Source organism: Sinomonas sp. T428B (genome assembly GCF_056780155.1).
This window is the reverse complement of sequence record NZ_JBRAZR010000001.1, coordinates 138,017-163,187: the sequence shown is the minus strand read 5'-3', so window position 1 is coordinate 163,187 and position 25,171 is coordinate 138,017. Positions and strand designations below refer to the sequence as shown.

Annotated in this window: 24 protein-coding genes and 1 pseudogene; 12 read left to right on the top strand and 13 right to left on the bottom strand. The window is 70.5% G+C overall.

The features are described from left to right. Nucleotides 1–139 precede the first annotated feature (139 nt). Complete coding sequence (locus ACUYMY_RS00775; RefSeq protein ID WP_481701740.1) at nucleotides 140–1,471, bottom strand: MFS transporter; 1,332 nt, start codon at nucleotides 1,469–1,471, stop codon at nucleotides 140–142. Between the two features lie 68 nt (nucleotides 1,472–1,539). Here ACUYMY_RS00775 and ACUYMY_RS00770 point away from each other — a divergent pair, with 68 nt between their 5' ends. Genes ACUYMY_RS00770 through ACUYMY_RS00760 form a run of 3 tightly spaced genes read left to right on the top strand, consistent with a single transcriptional unit; the run spans nucleotide 1,540 to nucleotide 3,685 of the window. Continuing rightward, on the top strand, nucleotides 1,540–2,124 hold the full coding sequence (locus tag ACUYMY_RS00770; protein ID WP_481701739.1) for a TetR/AcrR family transcriptional regulator: 585 nt from the start codon (nucleotides 1,540–1,542) through the stop codon (nucleotides 2,122–2,124). A gap of 29 nt (nucleotides 2,125–2,153) precedes the next feature. Next, entirely contained in the window at nucleotides 2,154–3,098 is a 945-nt protein-coding gene (locus tag ACUYMY_RS00765) for a 5'-3' exonuclease (RefSeq protein WP_481701738.1), read from the top strand. Continuing rightward, nucleotides 3,098–3,685, top strand: a complete 588-nt coding sequence (locus ACUYMY_RS00760; protein ID WP_481701737.1) for a dihydrofolate reductase family protein — start codon at nucleotides 3,098–3,100, stop codon at nucleotides 3,683–3,685. The genes ACUYMY_RS00765 and ACUYMY_RS00760 overlap by 1 nt, the downstream gene beginning before the upstream one ends. A 27-nt stretch (nucleotides 3,686–3,712) precedes the next feature. Here the strand turns inward: ACUYMY_RS00760 and ACUYMY_RS00755 are convergent. Further along, a pseudogene (locus ACUYMY_RS00755) lies at nucleotides 3,713–4,039 on the bottom strand (HNH endonuclease); the annotation flags it as partial. Between the two features lie 565 nt (nucleotides 4,040–4,604). Between ACUYMY_RS00755 and ACUYMY_RS00750 the strand changes: the two are divergent. The 4 genes from ACUYMY_RS00750 (at nucleotide 4,605) to ACUYMY_RS00735 (ending at nucleotide 7,219) form a co-directional block, all read left to right on the top strand. Continuing rightward, on the top strand, nucleotides 4,605–5,135 hold the full coding sequence (locus tag ACUYMY_RS00750; RefSeq protein ID WP_481701736.1) for a hypothetical protein: 531 nt from the start codon (nucleotides 4,605–4,607) through the stop codon (nucleotides 5,133–5,135). Nucleotides 5,136–5,180: 45 nt separating this feature from the next. Continuing rightward, nucleotides 5,181–6,161, top strand: coding sequence for a threonine/serine dehydratase (locus ACUYMY_RS00745; RefSeq protein ID WP_481701735.1), 981 nt, complete (start codon nucleotides 5,181–5,183; stop codon nucleotides 6,159–6,161). 144 nt (nucleotides 6,162–6,305) lie between these two features. Next, the gene (locus ACUYMY_RS00740; RefSeq protein ID WP_481701734.1) at nucleotides 6,306–6,851 is read left to right on the top strand and encodes a GAF domain-containing protein; all 546 of its coding nucleotides are present in this window, start codon (nucleotides 6,306–6,308) and stop codon (nucleotides 6,849–6,851) included. Between the two features lie 53 nt (nucleotides 6,852–6,904). Continuing rightward, nucleotides 6,905–7,219, top strand: coding sequence for a hypothetical protein (locus tag ACUYMY_RS00735; protein ID WP_481701733.1), 315 nt, complete (start codon nucleotides 6,905–6,907; stop codon nucleotides 7,217–7,219). A 22-nt stretch (nucleotides 7,220–7,241) separates the two neighbouring features. On the opposite strand, the gene ACUYMY_RS00730 is transcribed toward ACUYMY_RS00735, so the two are convergent. The 4 genes from ACUYMY_RS00730 to ACUYMY_RS00715 form a co-directional block, all read right to left on the bottom strand. Next, nucleotides 7,242–7,544 (bottom strand): hypothetical protein, encoded by a 303-nt coding sequence (locus ACUYMY_RS00730; RefSeq protein WP_481701732.1) that lies wholly within the window; start codon nucleotides 7,542–7,544, stop codon nucleotides 7,242–7,244. 8 nt (nucleotides 7,545–7,552) lie between these two features. After that, nucleotides 7,553–8,269, bottom strand: a complete 717-nt coding sequence (locus ACUYMY_RS00725) for a GAF and ANTAR domain-containing protein (RefSeq protein ID WP_481701731.1) — start codon at nucleotides 8,267–8,269, stop codon at nucleotides 7,553–7,555. Between the two features lie 202 nt (nucleotides 8,270–8,471). Next, complete coding sequence (locus tag ACUYMY_RS00720) at nucleotides 8,472–9,524, bottom strand: asparaginase (RefSeq protein ID WP_481701730.1); 1,053 nt, start codon at nucleotides 9,522–9,524, stop codon at nucleotides 8,472–8,474. Between the two features lie 82 nt (nucleotides 9,525–9,606). After that, on the bottom strand, nucleotides 9,607–11,094 hold the full coding sequence (locus tag ACUYMY_RS00715; protein WP_481701729.1) for an amino acid permease: 1,488 nt from the start codon (nucleotides 11,092–11,094) through the stop codon (nucleotides 9,607–9,609). A 145-nt stretch (nucleotides 11,095–11,239) separates the two neighbouring features. On the opposite strand from ACUYMY_RS00715, the gene aspA reads away from it, so the two are divergent. The 3 genes from aspA (at nucleotide 11,240) to ACUYMY_RS00700 (ending at nucleotide 14,162) form a co-directional block, all read left to right on the top strand. After that, complete coding sequence (aspA, locus tag ACUYMY_RS00710; protein ID WP_481701728.1) at nucleotides 11,240–12,721, top strand: aspartate ammonia-lyase; 1,482 nt, start codon at nucleotides 11,240–11,242, stop codon at nucleotides 12,719–12,721. Further along, a complete protein-coding gene (cuyB, locus tag ACUYMY_RS00705) occupies nucleotides 12,721–13,455 on the top strand; it encodes a cysteate racemase (RefSeq protein WP_481701727.1) in 735 nt (244 codons plus the stop codon). The genes aspA and cuyB overlap by 1 nt, the downstream gene beginning before the upstream one ends. A 65-nt stretch (nucleotides 13,456–13,520) precedes the next feature. Then, nucleotides 13,521–14,162 carry a GntR family transcriptional regulator gene (locus tag ACUYMY_RS00700; protein WP_481701726.1) on the top strand — a complete coding sequence of 214 codons (642 nt, stop codon included), beginning with the start codon at nucleotides 13,521–13,523 and terminating at the stop codon, nucleotides 14,160–14,162. Between the two features lie 30 nt (nucleotides 14,163–14,192). Here ACUYMY_RS00700 and ACUYMY_RS00695 read toward each other — a convergent pair whose 3' ends face one another. From ACUYMY_RS00695 to hisC, 3 genes are all read right to left on the bottom strand, one after another. After that, nucleotides 14,193–15,707 (bottom strand): SulP family inorganic anion transporter, encoded by a 1,515-nt coding sequence (locus ACUYMY_RS00695; protein WP_481701725.1) that lies wholly within the window; start codon nucleotides 15,705–15,707, stop codon nucleotides 14,193–14,195. A gap of 169 nt (nucleotides 15,708–15,876) precedes the next feature. Further along, nucleotides 15,877–17,556, bottom strand: coding sequence for a thiamine pyrophosphate-binding protein (locus tag ACUYMY_RS00690; RefSeq protein WP_481701724.1), 1,680 nt, complete (start codon nucleotides 17,554–17,556; stop codon nucleotides 15,877–15,879). A gap of 50 nt (nucleotides 17,557–17,606) precedes the next feature. Continuing rightward, on the bottom strand, nucleotides 17,607–18,668 hold the full coding sequence (gene hisC, locus ACUYMY_RS00685) for a histidinol-phosphate transaminase (RefSeq protein ID WP_481701723.1): 1,062 nt from the start codon (nucleotides 18,666–18,668) through the stop codon (nucleotides 17,607–17,609). Nucleotides 18,669–18,814: 146 nt separating this feature from the next. Between hisC and ACUYMY_RS00680 the strand changes: the two genes are divergently transcribed. Continuing rightward, entirely contained in the window at nucleotides 18,815–19,312 is a 498-nt protein-coding gene (locus ACUYMY_RS00680; RefSeq protein WP_481701722.1) for an Lrp/AsnC family transcriptional regulator, read from the top strand. Between the two features lie 206 nt (nucleotides 19,313–19,518). Next, on the top strand, nucleotides 19,519–20,922 hold the full coding sequence (locus ACUYMY_RS00675; protein WP_481701721.1) for an amino acid permease: 1,404 nt from the start codon (nucleotides 19,519–19,521) through the stop codon (nucleotides 20,920–20,922). 72 nt (nucleotides 20,923–20,994) lie between these two features. Here the strand turns inward: ACUYMY_RS00675 and ACUYMY_RS00670 are convergent, their stop codons facing one another. From ACUYMY_RS00670 to ACUYMY_RS00655, 4 genes are read right to left on the bottom strand one after another with little or no spacing between them, the layout of a single operon-like run. After that, nucleotides 20,995–21,867, bottom strand: coding sequence for a MoaF C-terminal domain-containing protein (locus ACUYMY_RS00670; protein ID WP_481701720.1), 873 nt, complete (start codon nucleotides 21,865–21,867; stop codon nucleotides 20,995–20,997). Continuing rightward, a complete protein-coding gene (locus tag ACUYMY_RS00665; RefSeq protein WP_481701719.1) occupies nucleotides 21,864–23,342 on the bottom strand; it encodes an APC family permease in 1,479 nt (492 codons plus the stop codon). The genes ACUYMY_RS00670 and ACUYMY_RS00665 overlap by 4 nt, the downstream gene beginning before the upstream one ends. A gap of 60 nt (nucleotides 23,343–23,402) precedes the next feature. Beyond that, nucleotides 23,403–24,704, bottom strand: coding sequence for a flavin monoamine oxidase family protein (locus ACUYMY_RS00660; RefSeq protein ID WP_481701718.1), 1,302 nt, complete (start codon nucleotides 24,702–24,704; stop codon nucleotides 23,403–23,405). Between the two features lie 13 nt (nucleotides 24,705–24,717). Further along, complete coding sequence (locus tag ACUYMY_RS00655; RefSeq protein WP_481701717.1) at nucleotides 24,718–25,053, bottom strand: cupin domain-containing protein; 336 nt, start codon at nucleotides 25,051–25,053, stop codon at nucleotides 24,718–24,720. Between the last annotated feature and the right edge of the window lie 118 nt (nucleotides 25,054–25,171).

Here is a 25,171-nt window from a genome sequence, read left to right as displayed (position 1 = left end):
GCGCGCGTCATGGGAAGCCGTTCTGAAGGGGAAAGGGACCAGACTCAAATCTACAGGGACCGCCGCAGCGGAACCGCCGTCCTCGGCGCCCGGGTGAGGCGGACGACGACGGCGATCCGCCGCCGTCGTCCGCCTCACCTCAGTGCCCGTACCCCGCCGCCGTCTCGGTGAGGCTCTTGCCCTTCGTCTCGGGCGCGAGCCACTGGGACAGCGCGGCGCCCACGAAGGCCACCCCGGCGGCGATGAGCATCGTCGGGCCGGTGCCCAGGGCCTCCATCGATGCGGGCAGCAGGAACGTCCCCATCCCGGCCCCGACGCGGCTGACCGCGGCGGCGAAGCCCGTGCCGATGCCGCGGATCTCGGTCGGGAACACCTCGGTCGGGTAGACCCCGGTCAGCGTGTTGTACATGGTGTTGAAGTACGAGAAGACGAAGAACAGCACGAGCACGACGACGGGCGGCGCCCCCGCCCACAGCCCGATGACCGCGAGGATCACCGTGCAGAGCCACTGCGGCGGGACCGTCAGGATGCGGCGGCCGGCCTTGTCGATGAGCAGGACCGTGGTCACGGCACCCATGAGGGCCAGCGCCGAGAGCCCGACGCCGCCCGTGAGCCCGCCGCTGAGGCCGTAGCTGCCCAGCACGCTGTCCGCGAAGGTCGCGATCGCGAAGTACGGCGCGACGCCGCAGAACCAGAACATCGAGGTGAACAGCGTCGCCCGCCAGTACTGGTGCGAGAACAGCATCCGGAGCTTCCCTGGCTTGACGTCCTCGTGCTCGACGTCGGCGATGTCCGACTCGCTCTCGAAGTACCGGCGGGCCAGGATCCTCGCCTCGTCCCTCCGCCCGATGTTCCAGAGCCAGCGTGGCGACTCGGGCAGCCCGATCCGGCCAACGAGCAGGATGATGGCGATGATGGTGCTCGTGCCGAGGATGGTCCGCCAGCCCAGGTCGGTGAACTCGGTGAGCAGGTAGCCGACGATGAACGCGACCATGAAGCCCGTGTACCACGCGATGAGCGTCAGCCCGAGGAGCCTCCCGCGGAGGTGGGCGGGGGCGAATTCGGACATGAGCGGCCAGCCGACGGAGTATTCCGTGCCGATCGCGACGCCCATGAGGAACCGCACGAGGATCAGCTGGAGCGGGGAGTCGACGACGAACTGCAGCGCGGACGCGATGACGAACAGCGCCATGTCCGCCATGAACAGGGGCTTGCGGCCGAACTTGTCCCCGAGGTGCCCGCCGATGGGCGAGCCCAGGAGGATGCCGAGCAGGGCGGCCGCCGCCGTGAGGCCCTCCTCGAGCGGCGTGAGGCCCAGATCGTCGGTCAGCGTGGCCGTGACAGGGCCGATGATCCCGAGGATGTAGCCGTCCAGGAGCATCCCGCCGATCAGCACGGTGGTCAGCCTCACGAGGAAGCGCCGCTTGCCGCGCAGGGGCAGTTCGCCCTGCCGGACGTCCACGTGATCCATGTCACCTATGATGCGCCTCGGGCGGGGCAAGGTATCCTGCCCGTTCGACACCGCCCTAGGCTGTTGGGATGAGCACACCGACCACGGACTCCGGGGGCCGCGTCGACAGGCAGGGCCGCATCCTCGAGGCAGCGCTCGAGCTGCTCTCGCGGCACGGCATCTCGGGCGTCAACATCCGTGCGGTCGCGAAGGAGGCCGGCGTCTCCCTCGGGCTCGTCAACTACCACTACGAAGACAAGATGAGCCTCATCCGCGCGGCCCTGCACCGCATCGAGGAGGACGACCTTGCCCTCGTGGAGCCGGACATGTCGCTGGCCCCGGTGGCCCGCCTGCGCAAGGCCCTCCGGCGGATCGCCGATCCCGAGTTCCTCACTACGGAGTACCTGACCCTGCGCCTGCAGCTCTGGTCGCTCGCGCAGGCCAACGATGAGTTCCGGCAGATCAACGCGGCCGCCTGGGAGCGCTACCGGGACGGGCTCGCGGAGCTGATCAGCGCCGCGAGGCCCGCGCTGTCCTTCAACGAGTGCAGGAAGCGGGCGGCGGACATCATCGTCCTCCAGAACGGCCTGTGGCTCACGACGCTCCTCGGCCTCGACAAGGCGGCCATCCGGCGGAGCGTTGCCCGCAGCGAGGAGATCGCCCTAGCAGTGTAGGTTTCGGGAGCCGCGTGTCAGGATCGACTATGGCCGAGAGACTCATGCTGCTCGACACCGCCTCGCTGTACTTCCGCGCCTTCCACGGCGTGCCGGACTCGATCCGCCGGCCGGACGGGACGCCGGTCAACGCGGTCCGCGGCCTGCTCGACATGATCGCCCGGCTCACCGCCGAGTTCGGCGCAACCCAGCTCATCGCGTGCTGGGACGACGACTGGCGCCCGCGGTGGCGCGTCGACCTCCTCCCGACGTACAAGGCGCACCGGGTCGCGCGCGAGGTCCCCGCCGGGACCGACGTCGAGACCGTCCCGGACGCGCTCGAGGCGCAGGTCCCGCTCATCCGCCACGTGCTCGCGCTGGCGGGCATCGCTGTCGTCGGCGCGCCGCAGCACGAGGCCGATGACGTCGTCGGCACCTATGCGAGCCGCGCCGAGGTCCCCGTCGACGTCGTCACCGGCGACCGCGACCTCTTCCAGGTGGTCGACGACGCCCGCGGGGTCCGCGTCATCTACACCGCGCGCGGGATGAGGAACCTCGAGGTGGTGACCGACGCCGTCGTCGTGGGCAAGTACCGCGTGCTGCCCGAGCAGTACGCCGACTTCGCGACCCTGCGCGGCGACGCCTCCGACGGCCTGCCCGGCGTCGCCGGGATCGGCGAGAAGTCCGCCGCGACGCTGCTCGCGGAGCACGGCACGCTCGAGGGCCTGATCGAGGCGGCCGCTGACCCCGCCAGCGGGCTGCCCGGTCCCGTGCGCGCGAAGCTCGCCGCGGCGGCCGGCTACCTCGCGGTGGCACCCGCCGTCGTCAACGTGGTGCGGGACCTCGACCTGCCCACGCCCGAGGAGGCGGGCGCGCGGCTTGGCCCGGTCGACGGCGCGGCGCGGGCCGAGCTCGAGCGGCTCGCCACAGAGTGGAACCTGGGTGGCTCGGTGGGGCGGCTGCTCGCGGCGTTCGATGCGAAGGGAGAAAGCTGATGACGAAGATCATCGTGATGAACCACGTCACGCTCGACGGCGTGATGCAGGGACCCGGGACCCCGGATGAGGACACGCGGGACGGGTTCAGGGACGGCGGCTGGGCCGTGCCGCGCAGCGACGAGTCCATTCCCGCCGCGATGGGCGAGCGGATGGGCCGAGACCCCGCGTTCCTGTTCGGCCGGCGCACGTACGAGCAGCTGCTCGCGTCCTGGAACGCCCAGGGCGGCCCGTTCAAGCAGGCGCTCAACAGCACCCCGAAGTACGTCGCCTCCCGCGACGCCGGCGCGACCCTGAAGTGGCCGAACTCGACGCTCGTGCACGGCAACGGCGACGTCCCGGGCGCCGTGGCCGAGCTCAAGCGGGGCGCGGGCCGGAACCTCGTCATCATGGGCAGCGGCGAGCTGATCGGCTCCCTCCTCGCTGCGAACCTCATCGACGAGTACCTCCTGTTCATCCACCCGATCGTCCTGGGCCGCGGACGCCGGCTGTTCGCGGACGGTGCGCGGGCGTCGCTGCGGCTCCTCCGCAGCTCGGCGACGGACACCGGCGTGCTGATCACGGACTACGCGCGGGAGCGGGCGTAGGGCGCTAGGGCCCGGCGAGGCCGGGGCTCAGAACGGTGGCGGCGGGTCGGCGTGGGGGTAGGTGATGTAGCGCTTGCCCGAGGGGCCGGTCCATTCGAGGGTTCCGGGTGGGGCGCCTGGCTGATCGATTCCGGCCGGTTGGTCGTTCGTCCCGTCCGTCCCGGTCGAGGCTGCCTCGGTCTCGTCCTCGGTCCGGGTCTCCGCCGTTGCGCTCTCCCCGATGTGGCGGACGGTCCAGAGGCCGAGGGTCTTGAGGCGGTGGTGCTCGGGGCACAGGAGGGCGAGGTTGCCGACGTCGGTCTCCCCGCCCTGGGACCATTCGTGGGTGTGGTCGGCCTCGGTCGCGGCGGCTGGCTTGTCGCAGCCGGGGAAGCGGCAGGCGCGGCGAGCCGGCGGGCCGCCTCCGGGTCGATGGGCCCGTAGCCGAGGATCTCCCCCGGGGTGTCCGAGGCCCCGGCCAGGGTCGCGGCCGGCACGGTCACGACGAGCTCCATCCGCACGCCCCCGGCAGGGAGCCGCAGCGGGCCCAGGGCCTCGGGCGCATCGGCGCCATCGGTGGTCATGGTGTCAGGGCAGGGGTTCACCGCACCGGCGCCCGCGAGGGATTTGATGTCGGCGATGGTCCCGGTGCCGGTGAGGAGGTCGGTGAGGGCGTCGGCGCGGAGCTGGTTGACCTCCGCGCCTCGTCGGGGGTCGGCGGCGGCCGTGGCCTTCCGCAGGGCCAGGGGCTCGTCGGCGTAGTCCTCGGCCAGGCGCCGCAGCCGCCGCCCGAGGTTCGGGACGGTGGGGACCCGGTCGGGGTCCTGCGGGGCGGCGATCGGGGCCGCGGCGGCGACGAAGTCGGCCAGCCGGGACGCCGGGACCGGGATCGGCGTCGAGCACCACGGCGGCGCGGCGGCGGGTCAGCCGGCCGGCCTGCATGGCCTCGAACACCGGGGCGTACGCCGGGGCGGTCAGGGCCGGGGATTCCTCGACCATGGCCCGGGCGCTGCGCTGGGAGATCCTGAGCCGGGCGGCGATCTCGGACGCGGCCAGCCCCGGGGCCTCCAGCCGGGCGACGGCGGCCTCGGCCCCGGCGATGGAGTCGACCAGGGACGCCGCGTGCAGCACCCTGGCCCGCGGCATCGCGCCCAGGGCCGGGCTGGTCAGGGTGCACTCCATCAGGTCCGCGTCCGGGTCGAAGTCCGGCACGTCCCGGGCCAGGGCCGCCAGCCCCGCCTCGTCCCGGGCCTCCATCATCCGCTCGTACCCCGGCTCCCACGGGTCCATCCTGTCCGGGTCGACATACCGGGCCGGGTCCTCGTCCCACGGCGCCGGATCCGGCGGCACGGACGCCAGCCCCGCATCCGGATCCTCCCGGCCCGGCCCTTCGCCGAAGACGTCCTCCCCTCCCATGGACCAACCCTCGCACCCACCTCCGACAATTCTCGCCGGAGCAAAGGATGCTTGAATGCGTAGGAACGCCGCCGTCCCCTCAGCACATTCAGGAGCCCGCATGCATCCTCTGACCTACGCGGACGTCGAGGCCGCGACGGCGCGGATCGCCGGGCGGGTGCGCCCCGTCGTCGTCGTGCCGGGCGAGCCACCGACGGCGGAAACCGCGGCGGACGACGGCGAGCGCCAGTTCGCGCTCCATCTCGCCCTCGAGTTCATGCAGCACACGGGGACGTTCAAGGCCCGCGGCGCGCAGAACTTCATCCGGGCGCACCTCGACGCCGGCACCCTGCCCGAGGCGGGCATCACGATCGCCTCCGGCGGCAACGCGGGGCTCGCGTGCGCGTGGGCGGCCCGCGACCAGGGCATCACGGCCACGGTGTTCCTGCCGGCCAACGCCCCGCGGGTCAAGGTTGAGCGGCTCCGGAGGTACGGCGCGGACGTGCGGCTCACGGGGACGGAGTACGCCGAGGCGGTGGCCGCCTGCCAGGATTTCGCCGCGGCGACCGGCGCCCTGGCCTCCCACGCCTACGACCACCCGCTCGTCGCGGCGGGCGCCGGGACCCTGCTCGAGGAGGTCCGCGCCCAGGTGCCGGGACTCGACACGGTGATCGTCGCCGTCGGCGGCGGCGGGCTGTTCGCCGGCGTCGCCACGGCGGCACAGCAGCATGGGATCCGCACGATCGCCGTCGAGCCGGAGAACTGCCGGGCCCTCAATGCCGCCCTCGAGGCGGGCCGCACGGTGGACGTCGCCGTGGACTCCATCGCGGCGGACTCCCTCGGCGCCCGCCGCGCCTCGGAGATGGCGCTGCATGCCGCGCAGCACGGGCGGGTCCGCTCGGTCCTCGTCCCCGACGCCGAGATCGTCCGGGCGCGGCAGGCCCTGTGGGACGACCGCCGGCTCGCCGTCGAGCACGCCGCCGGCACGGCCCTGGCCGGGCTCCTGGGCCCCGGGGGCTATCGGCCCGAGCGCGGGGAGACCGTCTGCGTCGTCCTCTGCGGGGCGAACACGGACCCGAGCGACCTCGTGCAGGCGCCGTAGTCGGGCCAGAACCGAGAGGCCCGCCGCCACGTCCTCCGCCAAGCCGCCGGTTTCTGCTCCCGCCCCGCCGGGAAAAACCACCATGTAGTGGTGCTTGGGGCTACTCCACTCCCTGTCGGCGTGACGGACAAAGGCGGTACGGACGTGGACAAGCTGACGAGAACCCGGGCGGAGGGGTTCATGGATCTGATCCTGCAGAGCAAGGACCTGGCCGGATTCCTCCAACGGATCGCGGAGTACTGCGCGGGGGAGCTCTCGGGCCCGGACGAGGCGCACTGCAGCGTGACCGTGGAGCGCGAGCGCCGCAAGGCCACCTTGGCCAACAGCAGCGACGTCGCCGCCCGGATGGACGAAGTCCAGTACTCCTGCGGGGAGGGCCCCTGCCTGGACGCGCTCTTCACGGGGCAGGTCATCTACGTTCCCGACCTGCTCTCGGACCCGAGATACCCCCGGTACAAGAGGGCCATGGCCGAGACCGGGATCCGGTCCGTGCTCGGCGTCCCCATCCCGGTCGCCGTGGCCTCCCATGCCTGCGCGGCGCTGAACTGCTACGCCCCCGGCCCGGACGGCTTCCCCCCGGACCGCCGCGCCAAGGCCGAGGACTTGGCACGGCTCGCCGGGAGGTCCGTGCTCCTGGCCATCAGGGTCGCCAACCTGTCGGACCGGACGGCCCGGGAGCGGTCGGCCTAGGGCTTCCGGCCCGGCCCTTGTGCTCCCCTCCCGCGGGCTGCCAAGGTCTGGCCATGACCTTCTACATCGAGTACTCCGTCCCGGCCGAAGGCGGAGACGCGGACCTCCCGGTCAACGACGCCGAGCCCGGCGACTGGGTCCGGCTGACACAGGTGCCCGCCGAGCACGTGCACACCGCCGAGCTGCCGGTCAGGAGCGCCGTGTACGGCGCGAGCCTCGCCGAGGCCAAGGAGGCGGCCGAGGAGGTCATCTCCCACAGCCGCGCGACGCGGGCCGAGCTGTACGACGACGAGACAGACAGCCTCGACGCCGGCAGCGGCCGGCTCGTGGCGCGGTACTCGGAGGGCGGCGGCTGGTCGGATCAGTAGCGGCCGACGGCGCGCGGCCCGGTCAGACGTCGGGGTGATCGGGCCCCTCGGGGAGCTCCTCCCCCTCCATGGCATTGCTGTACGGCGCCCTCCGTGGCTGCGGCCGCTCGTCGATGAGCTCGTTCACCGCCTGGGCGATGAGGTCGCGCTGCATCGTCGGAAGGGGCAGGATGCCGTGGAGGTAGGCGTCGAGCTCGTACTCGCCAGCGGTGCCCGTCATGCTGAAGTACCGCAGCCACACGTCGCCGAGGCTCAGCCCGGACTCCTCGATGGCCTGGCGCGTGAGCTTCCACTGCCGGTGGGCGCCATTGGTGTGGGTGTCCATCCTGGCCCTCAGAGCACGGAACGCCCGGCGACGATGTCCTGGGCGACGGCGTGGAGGGCCCTCTGCTCAGCCCGCGAGAGGGAGACGATCCGGGCGAGGGCCTCCTCGGCCCCGACATGCTCCCGTTCCATCAGGATTCCCGTGGCCGTGTGGATCGCGTCGCGTTCCGCGAGGGCCTGGGACATCCGGGACGTGGCCCAGTGGGCGGCGTCCTTGGCCTGGGCGTTCGCGAGCATGATGCCCGCGGGCCGGGCCAGCATGGTCAGGAGACGGGCGCTGTGCTCGGTGAACGTCCGAGGCTCGCTTGAGTAGACCTTCATGGCCCCGATCGGCGTCCCGCCCACCCGCAGGGGCGTGCTGAGCGCCGAGCGCAGGCTCAGGCCAGAGACGGCCTGGGTCCAGTTGGGCCAGCGGCTCTCGCTCCCGATGTCCTCGATGACCTGCGTCCAGTTCTCGGCCCACGCGCTCAGGCACGGTCCCTGCCCCAGCTCGTACTGGAGCCGGTCGGCCTCGAGCACGACGTCGTCCGTCGCCCCCGCGCTGACCCTTCGCCCCCGCGCGTCGATCAGGGTCGCCCCGGCGCCGGACGATCCAGGGATGGCCTCCTTGGCCGCCTGCGCGAGGGACTGGACGGCGTCGTCGACCGACTCCTGCGTCAGCAGGAGGTCCGCGAGGCGCGCGGTCAGCCCCGCGAGCTCCTGCGCGAGCGGAAGATCTGGGGTCATCGCCGGCGCCTCCTTCCGGGGGTCGTGCAGGCCTGCCGGGTCACCCCCTACTCATGAAGCTACACCCGCTGCCCGCTGAAAGATCCGCGCCGTCGCGCGTCCTCAGCCCGCCTTCGCCGTGAGCAGCTCGTCCCAGTTCGTCGTCGCCCGCGGGGCCCTGCGGCCCGAGCCGGTGGCTCGGGCCGCAGGCTGCTGGCTTCTTCTATTCCGCGGTGGCCGTTCCGGCGGTCACCAACTGTCCCTCAGGCTCTTGTGGGGCGGTGGTGGAGATCTCGCCGGCAAGGTCGGTCAGGAGCCATTGTCCGATGTCAGCTCGATCGATGCCTTGGCTGAGGAGGAACAGGAGTTTCGTGTAGACGGCCTCCAGGGTCATGTCCGCGGTCCCGAGGGCCCCGGCCCTGTGGAGAAATGCTGCTGCGGCGTATTTGTCGAGGTCGACGCGGGCGTGGATGCATTGGCTCATGACGACGACCGGGGTGCCGTTCTCGGTCAGATTCCGGATGGCCTCTTCGAGCCCGGGCTCGTCGCCGGGGCCCTCACCGGCCCCGTATGCGCGGTAGATGACCGCATCTGGTGCGGGGCTGGTCATAGCACAGAACCGTTCGGCGCTCATGCCGGGGGCGGCGGTGATGACCACGACGTCATGGCGACTGTAGGGTTTGGGCCTGCTCCAGCCCCGGCCTGGGGTTCTGGCCAGTTCTTTCCGCCCGTCGGTCCAGCTCACTGCGGGGGTGTGGGGGCTGATGAAGCCGTGCATGTCGATGGCCGAGACCTTGGTTGCGCGCACTCCTGACATCAAATCCCCGTCGAAGAAGAGGGTCACTCCGGCGGAGAGGCCAGAGCTGGCGATGTCGAAGGCAGCCTGGATGTTGCCGGGGGCGTCGGTGCCGGGGATCCCGAAGGGGATCTGCGAGCCGGTGAACACCACAGGTTTGCCGAATCCCTCGAGGGCGTAGCTGACGGCGGCTGCAGAGTGCGCGAGAGTGTTGGTGCCGTGCAGCACGACGAAGCCGTCGAACTCGTCCCGGCGGGCGCGCAGGTGGTCGATGATCTGTTGCCAGTGCTCGGGGGTGATGTTGGATGAGTCGACCGGATCGAATGCGGCGAAGTCGAACTCGGGGTGCCTGCCATGGCGGGTGAGGGCCGCTGCCACGTGGGCTTCTACGTCCCCTCCGGTGTCGAAGCCGTGGGGGCCGGGGACCATTCCGAGGGTGCCGCCGGTGTAGATGAACTGGATTCTGGGTGGGGAGCTCATCGTTCTCCTAGTGTGCCTGGGGCCGGGTTCCGGCCCCGGAATCTGACGCTGTCGGGCGAGGCGGGGCTTTCGGCCCGGGGGTCTACAGTCCGGCCTCGTAAGGGTCCCCGACGGTCTTCCGGATGCGGCCGCGGATGCGGAACCAGTTGAGGGTGAGCAGGACGCAGATCCCGAGGAAGAGGAGTATAGTCGGCTGCCCGATGCCCTCGGCGAACCACATTCCGCCGATGACGGCGATGAGGAATGCCACGGTGATGAAGTTGACGTACGGTGCCCCGCGGAGCCGGTAGGCCGGGCGCTGGACCAGGCCCTGCTTGGCCCGCCGGACGAACATCCAGTGGCTGGCCATGATCGAGATCCAGGTGCCGACGATGCCGATGGCGGCCAAGTTCATAACGATGTCGAAGGCCCTTGTGGGCCACGCGTAGTTGATCAGAATGCCGATGAGGCCTAGGCCGGAGGTGAACAGGACACCGGCGTACGGGACGTTGTTCCGGTTCAGTCGGGTCGCGATCTTGGGCCCGCTGCCGGCCATGCCCATCGACCGCAGCGTGCGCCCGGTGGCGTAGAGGCCCCCGTTCATCGAGGACACGGCCGCCGTGATGACGACCAGGTTCATGATGGCGCCCGCGTTGGGGATGCCCAGCGCAGAGAAGAAGGTGACGAAGGGGGACTCGGAGCCGCTGTACGCGGTCCACGGCATGACCAGCGTCAGGAGGACCACGGAGCCGACGTAGAACAGGGCGATCCGCCAGAAGGTGGAGTTGACCGCCTTGGGGATGATCTTGTGCGCGTCCTTGGCCTCGCCAGCGGCGACTCCGACCATCTCCGTTCCGCCGAAGGCGAAGACGACGCCGAGGGTGAGGGTGATGGCAGGCAGCAGTCCGTTGGGGAAGAGACCGCCGTTGTCGGAGATCAGGGCTGGCCCCGGTGTGTGCCCGGCGATCTGCTGGCCGGTCAGGATGACCACGATGGCAACCACCATGAAAGTGACGATGGCGGCGATCTTGATCATCGCGAACCAGAACTCGGCCTCGCCGAAGAACTTAACGGCCAGCAGGTTCAGCGCGAGGACGAGCACGAGCGTGACGAGGGCGAGCAGCCACTGGGGCACGGACTGGAACACGGTCCAGTAGTGCAGGTACAGGGCTATGGCCGTCGTCTCGGCCATGATCGTGCAGCACCAGTCGATGAAGAACATCCATCCGGTGAAGTACGCGGCCTTCTCCCCGAGGAACTCCCGGGCATAGGAGACAAAGGCTCCCGATGAAGGTCGGTAGACGGCCATCTCGCCGAGGGCGCGCATCATGAAGAAGGTGATCAGGCCGCAGACCGCATAGACCAGGGCAAGGGACGGGCCGCCGATCTCAAGACGTCCGCCGGCCCCCAGGAACAGTCCGGTGCCGATCGAGCCGCCGATGGCGATCATGCGCACGTGTCGGGCCTTGAGGGAGCGCGAATAGCCCGCGTCGGCGGCGTCGATCATCTGGCCGGCGCCGCCGGCCCCATCCAATTCCGCTGCCACCGTGCCGGGGCCCGGCTCCACGGTCTTCTCAGAAGGAAGCTTCATCGCGACCTCCGCTTTTTTCCATCATCTTGCCTCCAGTATATTGCGTACTGCATGTGGAACACGGACAATCTAGGTGTGACGGACAGCACTGTCAAGCCGTGGGCGATTGACCTTGCGGGGGACAGTGGCGAAAGGGGACAGGAACATGAGCGGATTGATGGAGACGCGCATGGAGAAGGATCTGCTTGGCAGCCTTGCCGTGCCATCGGGGGCCTATTACGGGGTGCACACAGCCAGGGCCCACGAGAACTTCCGGGTCACGGACACCGCGATCTCGCAGTTCCCGGAACTGATCTCGGCGCTGGCCTGCGTCAAGCAGGCGGCCGCCCTGGCGAATGCCGACCTAGGGGTCCTGGACCCGGAGCTCGGCCGCGCCATCGTCCAGGCCTGTGTGGAGATCCGCCGCGGGGCCCTGCATGAGCAGTTCATCGTCGACCCCATCCAGGGCGGGGCGGGGACCTCAACGAACATGAACGCCAACGAGGTCGTCGCGAACCGGGCGCTGGAGATCCTCGGCCACCGCCGAGGCGACTACCGGATCCTGTCCCCTCTCGAGCATGTCAACCGGGGCCAGAGCACCAACGATGTCTATCCCACGGCCCTGCGGATCGCCACGGTCCTGGCGGCGGAGAGGCTTCTGGCGGACATGGACATCCTCCGGGCGTCGTTCGAGCGAAAGGCCGAGGAGTTCGGCTCGGTGGTCAAGATGGGCCGCACTCAGCTGCAGGACGCCGTCCCGATGATGCTGGGACAGGAGTTCTCCACCTATGCGGTCATGGTGGGCGAGGACCGGCAGCGGCTCCGGGACGCCATGGCGCTCCTGCATGAGATCAACCTCGGGGCCACCGCGATCGGCACCGGCATCACCGCGTCCCCCGGCTACGCGGAGGCGGCCTGCGCGCATCTGCGCCAGATCACCGGCCTGCCCCTCCAGACCGCACCCAACCTGATCGAGGCCACCCAGGACTGCGGCTCCTTCGTCCAGTTCTCCGGGGTCCTGAAGAGGATCGCGGTCAAGCTCTCCAAGGTCTGCAACGACCTGCGCCTGCTCTCGTCCGGGCCCCGCGCTGGCCTCTCCGAGATCAACCTGCCCCCGCGCCAGGCCGGGTCCAGCATCATGCCCGGCAAGGTGAACCCGGTCATCCCCGAGCTCGTGAACCAGGTCGCCTTCGAGGTCATCGGCAACGACCTCACCGTCACCATGGCGGCCGAAGCCGGACAGCTCCAGCTCAACGCCTTCGAACCCGTCATCGGCTACTCGATCCTCAAGACCTGCCGCCGACTCGGCGCGGCGGTGAAGACCCTCGCCGAGCTCTGCATCGACGGGATCACCGCCAACGAGGACTTCCTCCGCTCCCAGGTCGAGAACAGCATCGGAACGGTCACCGTCCTCAACCCCCACATCGGATATGAAGCCGCAACGGCCATCGCCAAAGAAGCGCTGACCACCGGGCGCACCGTTGCCTCCCTGGTCCTCGAGAAGGAGCTCCTCGACGCTGAGCAGCTGAAGGCGCTGCTGAGTCCGTCATCTCTGGCCGGCCCCCCGCGCGCCCTGGATCAGGACCCGGCGGGAGCAGACCACCAAGTGCCGCAGGCCGCGGCCGCCGCGGCTGGATCGGACAGTTGATGCACCAGCACGAACAGGTCATCGGCATCCTCGGCGGAATGGGCCCGGCCGCCACGGCGGACTTCTACACCAAGCTGGTCGGCCGCACGCGGGCCCGCCGGGACCAGGACCATCCCCGCACGGTCATCTGGTCCGACCCCACCATTCCTGACCGAACCCAGGCGCTCCTGGGCCGCGGCGAGGACCCCAGCCCGTGGATGATGCGCGGCCTCAGGCACTTGGAGGATGCCGGGGCCACCCTCATCGCCGTCCCCTGCAACACGGCGCATGCCTTCGTCCCAGCCCTCCAGGCCAGGATCAGCGTCCCGATCCTTCACATGATCGAGGAGACGGTCGAGCTCCTCGCGGTCCGGGGCATCTGCGCGGTTGGCCTGCTCGCCACAACGGGCACCTGCCGCACAGGCCTCTACCAGGGATTCGCCGATGCGCGAGGCCTGGACGTCCTCGTCCCCGATGTCGCCGCCCAGGAGAAGGTCATGGACGCGATCCTGCAGATCAAGGGCGGGAACACCTCACCGCAGGTCGGCCGCAGTCTGGCCCAAGCGGCGGCTGGGCTCCAGGCCCAGGGCGCGCAGGCAGTGATCGCCGGCTGCACCGAGATACCCCTGGCCCTCACCCAGCAGATGCTCCGGATGCCCCTCATCGATCCCACAGCGGTCCTGGCCGACGCCGCACTGCGGCAGGCCGGCTACCCCGTGGCTGCAGTCAGCCCGGAAACCATGGCAGCGCCGTGAGCGGAACCCAGTATCCAATGTATCGTGTGCACATGCCGCCCATCGATCGAGTAGACCGCCGCCTGATGAGCGACGAGGCATACGACCGGATCCGCGCCGCCATCATCACGGGCGATCTCGCCCCCGGGGAACGGGTCAAGGATGCGGAGCTGGCAGAGCGCATGGGCCTCAGCCGAACCCCGGTCCGCGAGGCGCTGTCCCGCCTCGCCGAGATGGGCCTGGTCGAGGCCAAGCCCGGGGTCTACACGCGCATCGCCACCCTGGACAAGGACGAGGTCGCCCGAACCCTGGCCGTCCTCAAGGCACTCGACGAGCTCGCCGTCCGCACCGGGACCCCCAACCTCACAGGCGACGACCTCACGCTCATGCGTCAGCTCAACGAGGAATTCGAGGCTGCCGTAGCCCGCAACGACGTCCAGGCGGCACTGGCCGCCGACGACCGATTCCACGGCATCCCCGTCGCAGCGGCCCGGAACCCTCTGATCGCACGCATCATGGACCAGCTCCACCCCCAGGTCCACCGCATCCTCTACCGGAAGTTCTCCACGCTCTACGGAGCGCAGAACACGGGGGGCCACCACCGCGAGCTCATCGAAATCCTCGCATCGGGTGACGCCGACGAGGCCGCGAGGCGTTCCGGCGCTCACTGGAGCGAGCTCGGGGGCCTCATCGACGAACTCTTCGCCAATGCCGAACTGACCGCCTGAGAAGACGCTGAGGCATGGGGCAAGAAGGCCTCAGGTGCCGGCGCCGAGCCTGCCCGCGAGCCGTTCGCGCATGGCGGTGCTGGCCTCGTTGAGGCCCACGATCTCCACGTGCTTGCTGTGGTGGCGGTACTTCTCGAGGATCGCGTCCACGGCGGCGATGGTCGAGGCGTCCCAGAGGTGGGAGGCGCTCAGGTCGATCACGACACTACGCGGATCGCGGGCGTACTCGAACTGCGTGTAGAGGTCGTTGGAGGAGGCGAAGAACAGCTCGCCCTCCACCGTGTAGGTCGCCGTCTCGCGCCCCTCGACCGTCGTGACGGCGCGTCGGACGGTGACGAAGTGGGCCACGCGGCGCGCGAAGAGGACCGTCGCGACGAGCACCCCGGCGCCGACGCCGGCGGCGAGATTGTGGGTGAGCACGACGACGATGACGGTCGCCGCCATGACGGTCGTCTCGCTCTTGGGCATGGCCCGAAGCGTCCTGGGGTGGATGCTGTGCCAGTCGAAGGTCGCGACGCAGACGAAGATCATCACGGCGACGAGGGCCGCCATCGGGATCACGGACACGAGCGGGCCGAGTGCGACGACGAGGAGGAGCAGGAAGACACCGGAGAGGAACGTCGAGAGCCGGGTCCGGGCGCCGGACGCCTTGACGTTGATCATCGTCTGGCCGATCATCGCGCAGCCCCCCATGCCGCCGAAGAAGCCCGTGACGATGTTCGCCACGCCCTGGCCCCAGGCCTCGCGGGACTTCTGCGAGCGCGTCTCGGTGATGTCGTCCACGAGCTTGGCCGTCATGAGCGACTCGAGCAGGCCGACGAACGCGACGGTCAGGGCGTAGGGGAAGATCACCTGCAGCGTCTCAAGGGTGAGGGGGACGTCCGGGACGAAAAGCTGTGGGAGGGAGTCGGGCAGCTCGCCCTTGCCGCCGACGGTCGGCACCGAGATGCCGGCCAGGACGGTGATGAGCGTGACGGCGACGATCGCCACGAGCGGTGCGGGCACCGCCGTCGTCAGCCTCGGGAGGCCGACGACGATGGCCAGCCCCAGCACGGTCAGCGGGTAGACGAGCCACGGGACGCCGATCAGCTCGGGCACCTGGGCCATGAAGACGAGGATCGCGAGGGCGTTGACGAAGCCGACCATGACCGAGCGCGGGATGAACCGCATGAGTCGCGCGACGCCCGCGAGGCCGAGGACGATCTGGAGAACGCCGGCGAGGATGATGGCCGCGATGAGGTAGTCGACGCCGTGGGACGTCACGAGCGGGGCGATCACGAGCGCGACGGCGCCGGTGGCGGCGGAGATCATCGCGGGACGGCCGCCCACGACGGCGATGGTCACGGCCATCGTGAACGAGGCGAACAGGCCGAGCCGCGGGTCGACGCCGGCGATGACCGAGAAGGCGATCGCCTCGGGGATCAGGGCCAGGCCCACCACGAGGCCGGCGAGCGCCTCGGTCTTGAGGCGCGACGGGGACCGGAATGCTCGCTGCAGCGACTGGGCCTCCTCGGGGCTTTCGGTCGTGGGGGCGGCGGAAGGCATGGGTCTCCAAGGGGTGCATCGAAAGGGGGATCCTTTAACTGTACGGGCCGCTAGCGGGACCTCCTGTGCTTGAGATGCCTCAGGTGATGGATGCAATAGGTGGCGACGCCCCAGATGACGAGCTCGGGGCGTCGCCCAGATGTCCCGGTATGCGCCCAGTCTCCCAGCGCTACCGGGAGGCTGGCTGCCCGGCGGCCGAGCGAGCCTTCGCCGCCGCCGCAAGGATCTCGGCCATGTAGGGGGCGCGGACGCTCTGGCTGATGCGGCAGTCGACGAGGTAGAGCCCCCTCGCGCCCCGGGCGATCCAGTCGGTGAGCGAGCTCAGGTCATCCAGCCTGCGGACTGTGCTCCCCTGGGCGCCCACGGCTGTCGCCAAGGCTGCGAAGTCGACCTCGCGGATCAGCATCGGGCCCCGGCTGAGGCCCTGGGAGCCGTACTGGTGGATTTCGGCGCCGTAGGCCGCATCGTTGAAGACGACGATGACGGCGCTGCGCGCCGTGCGGGCGATGGTCTCGAGATCGGCCATGCCCATGAGCAACCCCCCGTCCCCAGTGGTCAGCACGACGGTCCTGCCCTCGGGCGCTGCGGCGGAGGCTCCGACCACGCTGGCGAGCCCGAGGCCGATCGTCTGGTACGCGGTGCCGACCATGGCCAGGTCCTGGGGGCGCTGGATGTCCCAGTACATGGGGACCCAGCCGCTGAAGTGCCCGCCGTCCTGCACCACGATGCGGTCCGCCGGCAGCACCTCGTTCAAGGCCCGCGCGAGGGACCGCGGGTCGAGCCGGCCGTCCTCGGCGAGCTCGTCCCCGGCCTCGCGGGTCCGGGACTCTGCCAGGCGGGCCTCAGATGCGGAGCGCCACGTGGAACCGGGCTCCCGCTCGGGGACGAGGGCCGTCAGGGCGTTCGCCGCCTCGCTGGCATCGGCGCAGAGGAAGAGGTCGACGCGCGGATTCGTCGCCTCGGGCGCGATGTCGACCTGGATCAGTGTGGCCGAGTCGGCGACCAGATCCCCGAAGCGCATCGTGAACTGGTTGAGCCGCGCGCCCACGGCCAGAACGACGTCGGCGCCGGCCATTAGCTCTGCGGAGACCTCGGTCGCGAATCCCCCCGCGACCCCGAGATCACCGGCCTCGGTGGAGAACAGACCCTGGGCAAGGACCGTCCCCGCGGTGAGGGCCCCGATCCTCTCGGCTAGGACCTGCAGGGCCGACCCGGCGTCGGCAAGGTGGGCGCCGCGTCCGGCGAGGATCAGTGGACGCTCGGCGCCGGCGAGCAGCGCGGCGGCACGGCGGACGAGCCCGGCCTCGGGGGCTGTCCTGACGCGAGCCGGGAGGGGCGACGTGTCCACGCGCTCATCCGCGGCGTCCGCCGCCGCAAGGTCGTACGGGATCGAGAGCACGACGGCTGTGCGGTGCTCGACGGCGTGCTCGATTGCCCGGCGCGTGGTGGCGGCGGCCGAAGTGCGGGAGACGGTGAAGGTCGCCGCGCCCACAGCGGCAGCGACGCCCTCCTGGTCGATGTCCCAGGGGCGGGGTCCCGTGGTGGGGATGTCGCCCGCGACGAGGATCGCGGGGACCTCGGCCCGGTTCGCCTCGATCAGGCCGGTCAGGGCGTTGGTGTAGCCGGCGCCGTAGGTCGTGGTGGCGGCGGCGATCCGGCCGGACGTTCGGTAGTACGCATCGGCGGCAGCAACCGCGGCGCCCTCATGCCGGACGGCGGTGAACGGCAGGCCGAGACGCTCGGCCGCATCCAGGAAGTGGGCGTTTCCGTTGCCCATGACGCCGAAGACGTCCTGGACGTGCGGGAGAAGGGCCTGGACGACCCGTTCGGAGACTGTTGCTGAGACCACGTGGACTCCTCTGTGGTGGGGATGGCTGGGGAAGGGCTGTTGCGCGTGGATCAGGGCTGGGGGCGGAGCGTTTCGTCCGCGAGGACAGTGAGGACGCGGTCGTTGGACGCGGCGTCCGCGAGGGAGATCCTCACGCCGTCGCCGGGGTATCCGCGGACGAGGATGCCGGCCGCCGCGAAGGCTTCGACGAGGCGCTCCCGCGCTGGGTCCTCACTGCGCAGCCACAGGAAGTTGGCCTGGCTCTCGGGCACGTCCCATCCGGACCGCCGTAGGGCCGCGGTCAGGCGTTCCCGCTCCTGCACCACGTCTTTGGCCCGGGCGCGCATCTCGTGCTCGGCGTCGAGGGAGGAGATCGCCGCCTGCTGCGCCAGAGCGCTCACGGAGAAAGGGATGGCGGTCTTCCTCAGACCCTCGGCAAGGTGCGGCGCCGCCAGGGCGTAGCCGACCCGGAGGCCGGCGAGCCCGTAGGCCTTGCTGAACGTGCGAAGGACGCAGACGTTCGGATGCCTGCGGTAGAGGGCGAGGGAGTCGGGGCTGTCGGGGGCCGTGGCGTATTCGACGTAGGCCTCGTCGATCACGACCAGGACCTCGGGGGGAACCCCCTGGAGGAACTGCTCGAGCTCTGTGTGGGAGACCGGAACGCCGGTGGGATTGTTGGGCGTGCAGACGATGATGACACGGGTCCGTTCCGTGACGGCAGCGAGCATCGCGGGGAGGTCGTGGCCCTCGTCCTGGCGAAGCGGCACTGGCACAGCCCGTGCCCCCGCGAGTTTGACGAGGAGCGGGTAGGCCTCGAAGGAGCGCCACGCGAAGACCACCTCATCGTCCGGCCCGCAGAAGGCCGAGATGATCTGGCTCAGCACCCCCACGCTTCCCGGGCCCACCGCCACCTCGTCCGCCGAGGCGGACAGGTGGTCGGCCAGGCGCTCGCGCAGGGCGAGCGAACCCATGTCCGGGTAGCGGTTCAGCCGCTCGGCCGCCCCGACGACCTCGCGGAGGACGGAGGGCAGCGGATCATGGTGGCTCTCGTTGCTGGCCAGGGCAACCATGGCGTCGCCGGCTCCGCGGCGTCCCGGCACGTAGGCGGGGAGGGCGGAGACCGCAGGACGCATCGAGGGTCCTCGGGTGGAACGCGGCGTCGTCGGAGGCAGGGAGTCAACACTCATGCCAGCGATGCTCCCCACGAGGAGGACGTGAGCGCAAGACATGCGATTCAGCCTGGGATTTTTGCTGCAGACGAATTGCGTCTTGTGACAAAATGCCCAGCATGAACAAGCCCGTCATCGATGCCCTCGACGCAAGGATCCTCCTGGCCCTCGACGAGGACCCCACGGCCAGCGCCCTGGCCTTGGCGCGGACCCTCGGGGTCGCGCGGAACACCGTGCACGCGCGCCTCGGGCGGCTCGAGGGCGGCGGCATGCTCCAGCAGTTCAGCCGTCGCCTCGACCCGACCGCCCTCGGCTACACCCTCGTGGCGCTGGTCTCCATCTCGGTCACCCAGACCAAGGGCGACGCCGCCGACGCCGGCCTCTTCGCCATCCCCGAGGTCGTCGAGGTCCACTCGACCACCGGCGACGCCGATCTCGTCGCCAAGGTCCTCGCGAAGGACCCCGCCGACCTGCACCGGATCACGAGGGACATCCTGGCCGTTGAGGGCATCGAGCGCACGAGCACTGTCATCTCGCTCCTGGAGGTCATGCCCCTGCGCATGGAGGCCCTGCTCAAGAGGCTGGCGTCCGGGGAAGCGCAGCGCTGACTCAGCCGCGGGCCTCGCCATATCCGCGGGATCTGCCCCCAGAGCCCAGGGGGCAATCTGCGCAAGGTTCGGCGGATCCATTGGTCAGAAATTGGGCATACTGCCAGTCCCTGTGAGCTGCCTCACACTTCGCGCCGACCTTCCGTTATGGTCGCCAGCACCGCCCGCCGGACAGAGAGTGGGCCTGAAGGAAAACGAAGCTGGCAATGACATCTACACACACGCTTCTCCCCGCCGCGCCTCCTGCCGAGAGGCTCGAACGGGCCATGAAACCCCGGCAGCTCACGATGATGGCCCTCGGGAGCGCCATCGGCGCGGGGCTCTTCATCGGATCCGGCGCTGGCATCCAGGCCGCCGGGCCCGCCGTACTGATCTCGTACCTCGTGGCCGGGACGCTGGTCATCCTCGTGATGTGGGCCCTCGGAGAGATGGCCGCAGCCCAGCCGACCAGCGGGGCCTTCTCCGTCTACGCCGGCAAGGCCATGGGCCCCGTGGCCGGGGCCACCGTGGGCTGGCTGTGGTGGCTCCAGCTCGTCGTGGTCATCGCCGCGGAGGCCCTCGGTGCGGCAGGGCTGCTCGAGTCCCTCATCCCAGGGCTGCCCACGTGGCTCCTGGCGCTCGTGTTCATTGGAACGCTCGCCGCTGTGAACCTGACCCGGGTCCGGAACTTCGGCGCCTTCGAGTTCTGGTTCGCCCTGCTCAAGGTCGGCGCCATCGTTGCGTTCCTCGCGGTGGGGGCCGCGATCCTGAGCGGAGTCCTCCCCGGCGCGCCGCATCCCGCCCTCGCCAACTTCACCGAGTACGGCGGCTTCGCCCCCCAGGGGCTGGGCGGAATTGCCACCGGCCTGTTCGTCGTCGTCTTCGCCTTCGGCGGGACAGAGATCGTCGCAGTAGCCGCAGCCGAGACGGCGGACCCCCAGCGCAGCATCGCCGAGGCCGTGCGCACGGTCGTCTGGCGCATCCTCGTCTTCTACGTGGGCTCGCTGCTCGTGATCGCCGCCGTCGTCCCCTGGACCTCCCCCGCCCTGAAGAGCCCCTTCGCCGCGGTCCTCGACGCCGCGGGCATCCCCGGGGGCGCGGCCGTCATCACGCTCGTGGCGGTCGCTGCGCTCCTCTCGGCCCTGAACGCCAACCTCTACGGCGCCTCCCGGATGGTCTACTCCCTCGCCGAGAGGGGCGAGCCGCCGCGGTTCCTCCGATCGGTCTCGGGGCAGCAGGTGCCGGTCGCCGCAGTGGTCGCTTCGGTCGCCTTCGGACTCGTCGCCGTCGTCCTCGAGCTGTGCTTCCCGGGCCGCGTGCTCCCGAACCTGCTGAACTTCGTGGGATCGACATCCCTCGTCGTGTGGGGCTCGGCCCTGGTGTCGCAGCTCGTCCTGCGGCGCAGGGCGGACCACCGCGGCGAGAGCCAGCCGTTCCGTATGGCCGGATTCCCCTCCCTCACTGTCCTCGGGCTCGTGCTCCTGACCCTCACCGTCGGCGTCGGGCTCCTCGGCGACGAGAGCAGGCCCCAGATCCTCAGCACGTTCGCACTCGTCGTGCTCGTCGCCGCAGCGGCCTGGGCCGTGAGGCGCGCACGCGGCGAAAGTCGCCAGATCAGGTCCGGAGGGTGACGCACGACGGCGGCGGGCCGGGATCGCGTCCCGGCCCGCCGCCGTCGTGCGCTCGCCGCCCCAGGACACGCCCTAGGACAAGCTCCCCGGCCCTGGGCACGCCGCGTCGACGCCCGGCGCGAACCCGAGGTGCTGGGCGTAGGCCCCCATGGTGAGGTTGACGAGGTCGCCCGTGAGCTGGTCGAGGCCGAACTGGATGCCGACGGTCCGCATCGCCTCGAGGTCGATCAGCACCATCCCCTCGACGCCGACGTTCTTCTCGAGCCAGGAGAACAGGTACGTCTTCTCACGCAGCTTCCAGTAGGTGCAGGCGTCCGTGTCGCCGAGCCCGGCCTCGGCTCCGCCGACGCACAGCCAGGTGAAGAGGTGGCGGTTGAGGTAGAGGTGGTCGTAGACGTCGTCGCTGCTGTAGGCGTAGCGGAGGCGGTGGCCGATGAGCTCGTCGGTGGGCTCGTGCAGTGGACGGGCCCGCCCGCCGTCGGCCGTGGCGCCATCGGCCGCGACGCCGTCGAGCCGGCCCTGGAACCACTGCTGGCGGGCCCGGTGGGGGTTCGGCCCGAGCCCCAGCTCGCCGACGGCGCCCGTCGCGAGGCCGCTCATGAGGTCGAGGGCCATCGTCACGGCCGTGGGGTGGTCCGCCTCCTCGCGCAGGTAGTGCAGGAAGAACAGGCCGGGCCGCATTTCGAAGAGCTCGTACGAGGCCTCGCCCCGCTCCTCCCCCGCCGCTCCGGTGAGCGTCCAGACGAGCCGGTCCCCGGTGAAGGAGTGGGTCAGGACGCGCTCGCTGCCGGGGACGCCCACGGTGGCGCAGTGGAGGTCCAGCGTCTGCCCGGCCAGCGCGTCGCTGAGCGGCGGGCGGTACTCGTTGAAGCCCTCGACCATCTCGTTGAGGGACGTCCACGCGTCCTTGTCCCACGTGAAGGGGCGGTCGGCCTGGGTGGTCATGCGTGGTGTCCTTCCGGTGCGGTTGGGATGATCTCCGAGGCGCCGCGGCGCCGGGTCTCGAGGGCGATGCCCAGGATGAAGAAGAGGGGCACGACGGCGAGCAGGATCGCCGCCGCTGCCTGGTCCCCGCCGATGAGCTGGGTGAAGTTGGCGACGACCTGGGCGAGCAGGCCTGCCAGCAGCACCGCTGCCACGGCCGGCGCGACGAGCGTCTTCCACAGGCCACCCCCGCGGTGCCGGCGGAAGAAGACCACGACGGCGACCGAGGTGAGCACGTAGACCACGAGCAGCGCCGCGACCGAGAGCCCGGAGAACCAGGAGAACAGCGTGAGGACGGGATCGAGCCCGAGCGCCGCGAACGGCACCACGAGGACGACGGTCAGCGTGCTCTGCGCGATCGCCGCCCGCGAGGGGGCCAGGTGCCGGTTGGTCCGGGCCAGGACCGGCGGGAGCGAGCCGTGGAGCGCGAGCGAATGGAAGTAGCGGTTGACGCTGTTGTGCAGGGCCATGACGCTCGCGAGGATCGACGTCAGCAGCAGGACCTGTGCCGTGAGGCCGGCCCAGGGGCCGAGGGCAGCGACGAGGGCGCCGACGACGAACGACGTCGAGTCGCCCGACTCGAGCGACGCCACCGCCGCATCGGTGACCTGCCCCGCGCCGTAGAAGGTCACCACGGTCCACGAGATGAACGAGTACAGGACGGCGATGAGGCAGACGGAGAGGTACGTTGCGCGGGCAACCGTCTTCTTGGGGTTCTTGGCCTCCTGTGAGTAGATCGCTGTCGACTCGAAGCCGAACATCGAGGCGATGGCGAACATGAGCACCACGCCGGGGGCGCCGGCCGTGACGGCCGAGGGGCTGAAGCTCGCGGCGACGTCGAGCCCCTCGGGGCCGCCGCCGGAGGAGACGACCTTGAGGGCGAAGGCCAGCAGGATGGAGGTCTCGAGCGCGACGAGGACCGCGAGGACCTTCGCCCCGAGCTCGATGTTCCGCGTGCCCATGAAGTGCACGAATGCGACTGTGAGCAGGGTCGGGATCCACCACGGGATGTCGAGGCCGAGGCCCGCGAGCAGCGCGCTGCACGAGGCGCCGTACAGCCCGTACATCGCCGCCTGGATGGAGACGTAGGTGAGGATCGCGAGCCACGCCGCCGCTCCGCCGAGCCGGCGGCCGAAGCCTGCCCGGACGTAGGCGTAGAAGCCGCCGTGGGTCTCGACCCGGCGGCTCATCGCCACGAAGCCGACCGCGAAGAGCATGATGACGAGCCCGACGACGAGGTAGCCGCCCGGCGCCCCGGCACCGTTTCCGAGGGCGACGGCCAACGGCGTGGCCCCGACGACGCCGGTGAGCGGCGCCTGCGCGGAGAAGACGAAGAAGACGATGCCCAGGACGCCGATGGTCCCGGCGCGCAGGGCTGTGGGGTGCGTGGACGAGGCGTCGTTGCGCTCGTCGACGGCTTTCTCAAGACTGCTCATGGTGTGTCCTTGGTCCGGTGTTCGGTGATCCGGTGTGTTCCTTGATCGACACGGGCAGCGTCACTGCTGCCCGCGGAGCTGTTGGGTGATGGCGCGTGCGGCGGTGAAGCCGCTCTCGATCGCACCGTCGATGAAGCCGCCCCAGCCGTTGGCGTAGTCCGAGCCGGCCAGGTGGACGCGGCCCTCGGGCCGCTGGAGCTCCTCGAGGCTCTCGGTCAGGTAGCCGGTGCGGTGCATCGGCCAGGTCTGCCGGGCGAACTCGTCGGCGACCCAGTTGTGCCCCGTGACCTCGAGGACCTCGATGTCCGGGATCCAGCGGCGCAGGAGCTCCTGCGCCGCGGCGGCGTCCTCGACGTCGACGGCCTTGCCGTCCCGGCCGAAGGCGACGAGCGTGGTGCTGTCCTCGTCCAGGTACTCCGCCTGGACGAAGTTCAGGGCCCAGTCCTCGGGCCCCAGGGCGACGAAGCGCTCGTGGCGGCCCCTGACCCTGATCCACAGCTTCGCCCCGAGGCCGAGCTGGCCCTTGTCGGCGGCCTCGCGCTTGCCGGCCGAGAGCTCGGGCTCGAACCGGACGTCGTTGAGCACGTGGAGGGGCAACGTGACGACCACGGCCCGCGCGAGGTGCTCGGCGCCGTCGGCCGTCACGACGACGGCGCGCCCGCTCTCCTGCCGGATCTCGACGACGGCGGCGTTCAGCACGAGCTCGGCGCCCGAGTCCGCGAGCATCGCCGCGGCGAGGGCCGCCGTGCCGCCCTGGACTTTGTAGGTGGCGCAGGCCTCGAACATGAGCGGCCAGTCGTGGCACGCGGCCGAGGCCCAGCGGAGGGCCTGTGTCCACGCCGCGTCGTCGATCCGGCCGTTGAAATTGAGGGACCAGAAGCTGCGCATGAGCGTGCGCGAGCGGGAGTCGAGGCCGAGCTCGTCGATCTTGTCGGCGAGCGTCAGCTGGTCCGCGGCCTTGACCGCGGGGTTGCTCAGCGGCGCGTACGGGAGCGGGATGAGCTCCCGGGACGGCGCGAGGAGCTCGCGGTTGGGGGCGTCGAGGAAGCCCATGAGCTCGTCCGGTGAGCCCTCGAAGGAGGTGCCGCCGTCGTGCCAGTAGGCCTTCTCGAACTCCGCGCCGGCAACGACGCCGATCCCGTAGCGGGTGAGCTCGGCCCACACGTGCGGCTGGACCCAGTGGACCCACGTGCCGCCGAGCTCGAGGTTGCGGCCGAGGCCGGGCTCGAACCAGGTGCGGCCGGCGATGCGGCCGCGGGCCTCGAGGATCTTCACGGAGTGGCCGGCGCGGCTCAGCTCGCGCGCGGCCGTGAGGCCGGCGAATCCGGCGCCGACCACGAGGACGTCGGTCATGGTGGACATGGCGGGACCGCCCTCAGCTGTAGACGAAGAACTCGGTGGTGGGCTTCACGACGGTCCACCGCGTCTTCGCGCCCTTCGTGAAGGAGGCCATGCTGCCGTCGGTGAGGTCGAACGACTCCCCGCCGATGACCTCGATGCGCAGGTGGCCGCTGACGATGTAGAGCGTCTCGTCCTCGTGGATGACGAGGTCGAAGGTCTCGGGCGCCTCCTCGGGCGTGACGGTCCAGATGCCGGCCGCGAGGGCGGGCCGGCCGCCGTCGCCGTTCCGGCGGAGCCACTGCACGTGCCCCACCTCGAACGGCTCGGACAGGGAGGGGTCGGTCTGGGCGTGGAAGACGGGTGCGGACATGATGGTTCCTTCGCTGGGGATCGGGGGTCCGGCGCTGTGGCCGGCGTCACGTGGTTAAGACTCTGCACTTGCTTAGTCCTGCTGTCAATACTCTGCAGATGCAGAGATTTCAGGAGCG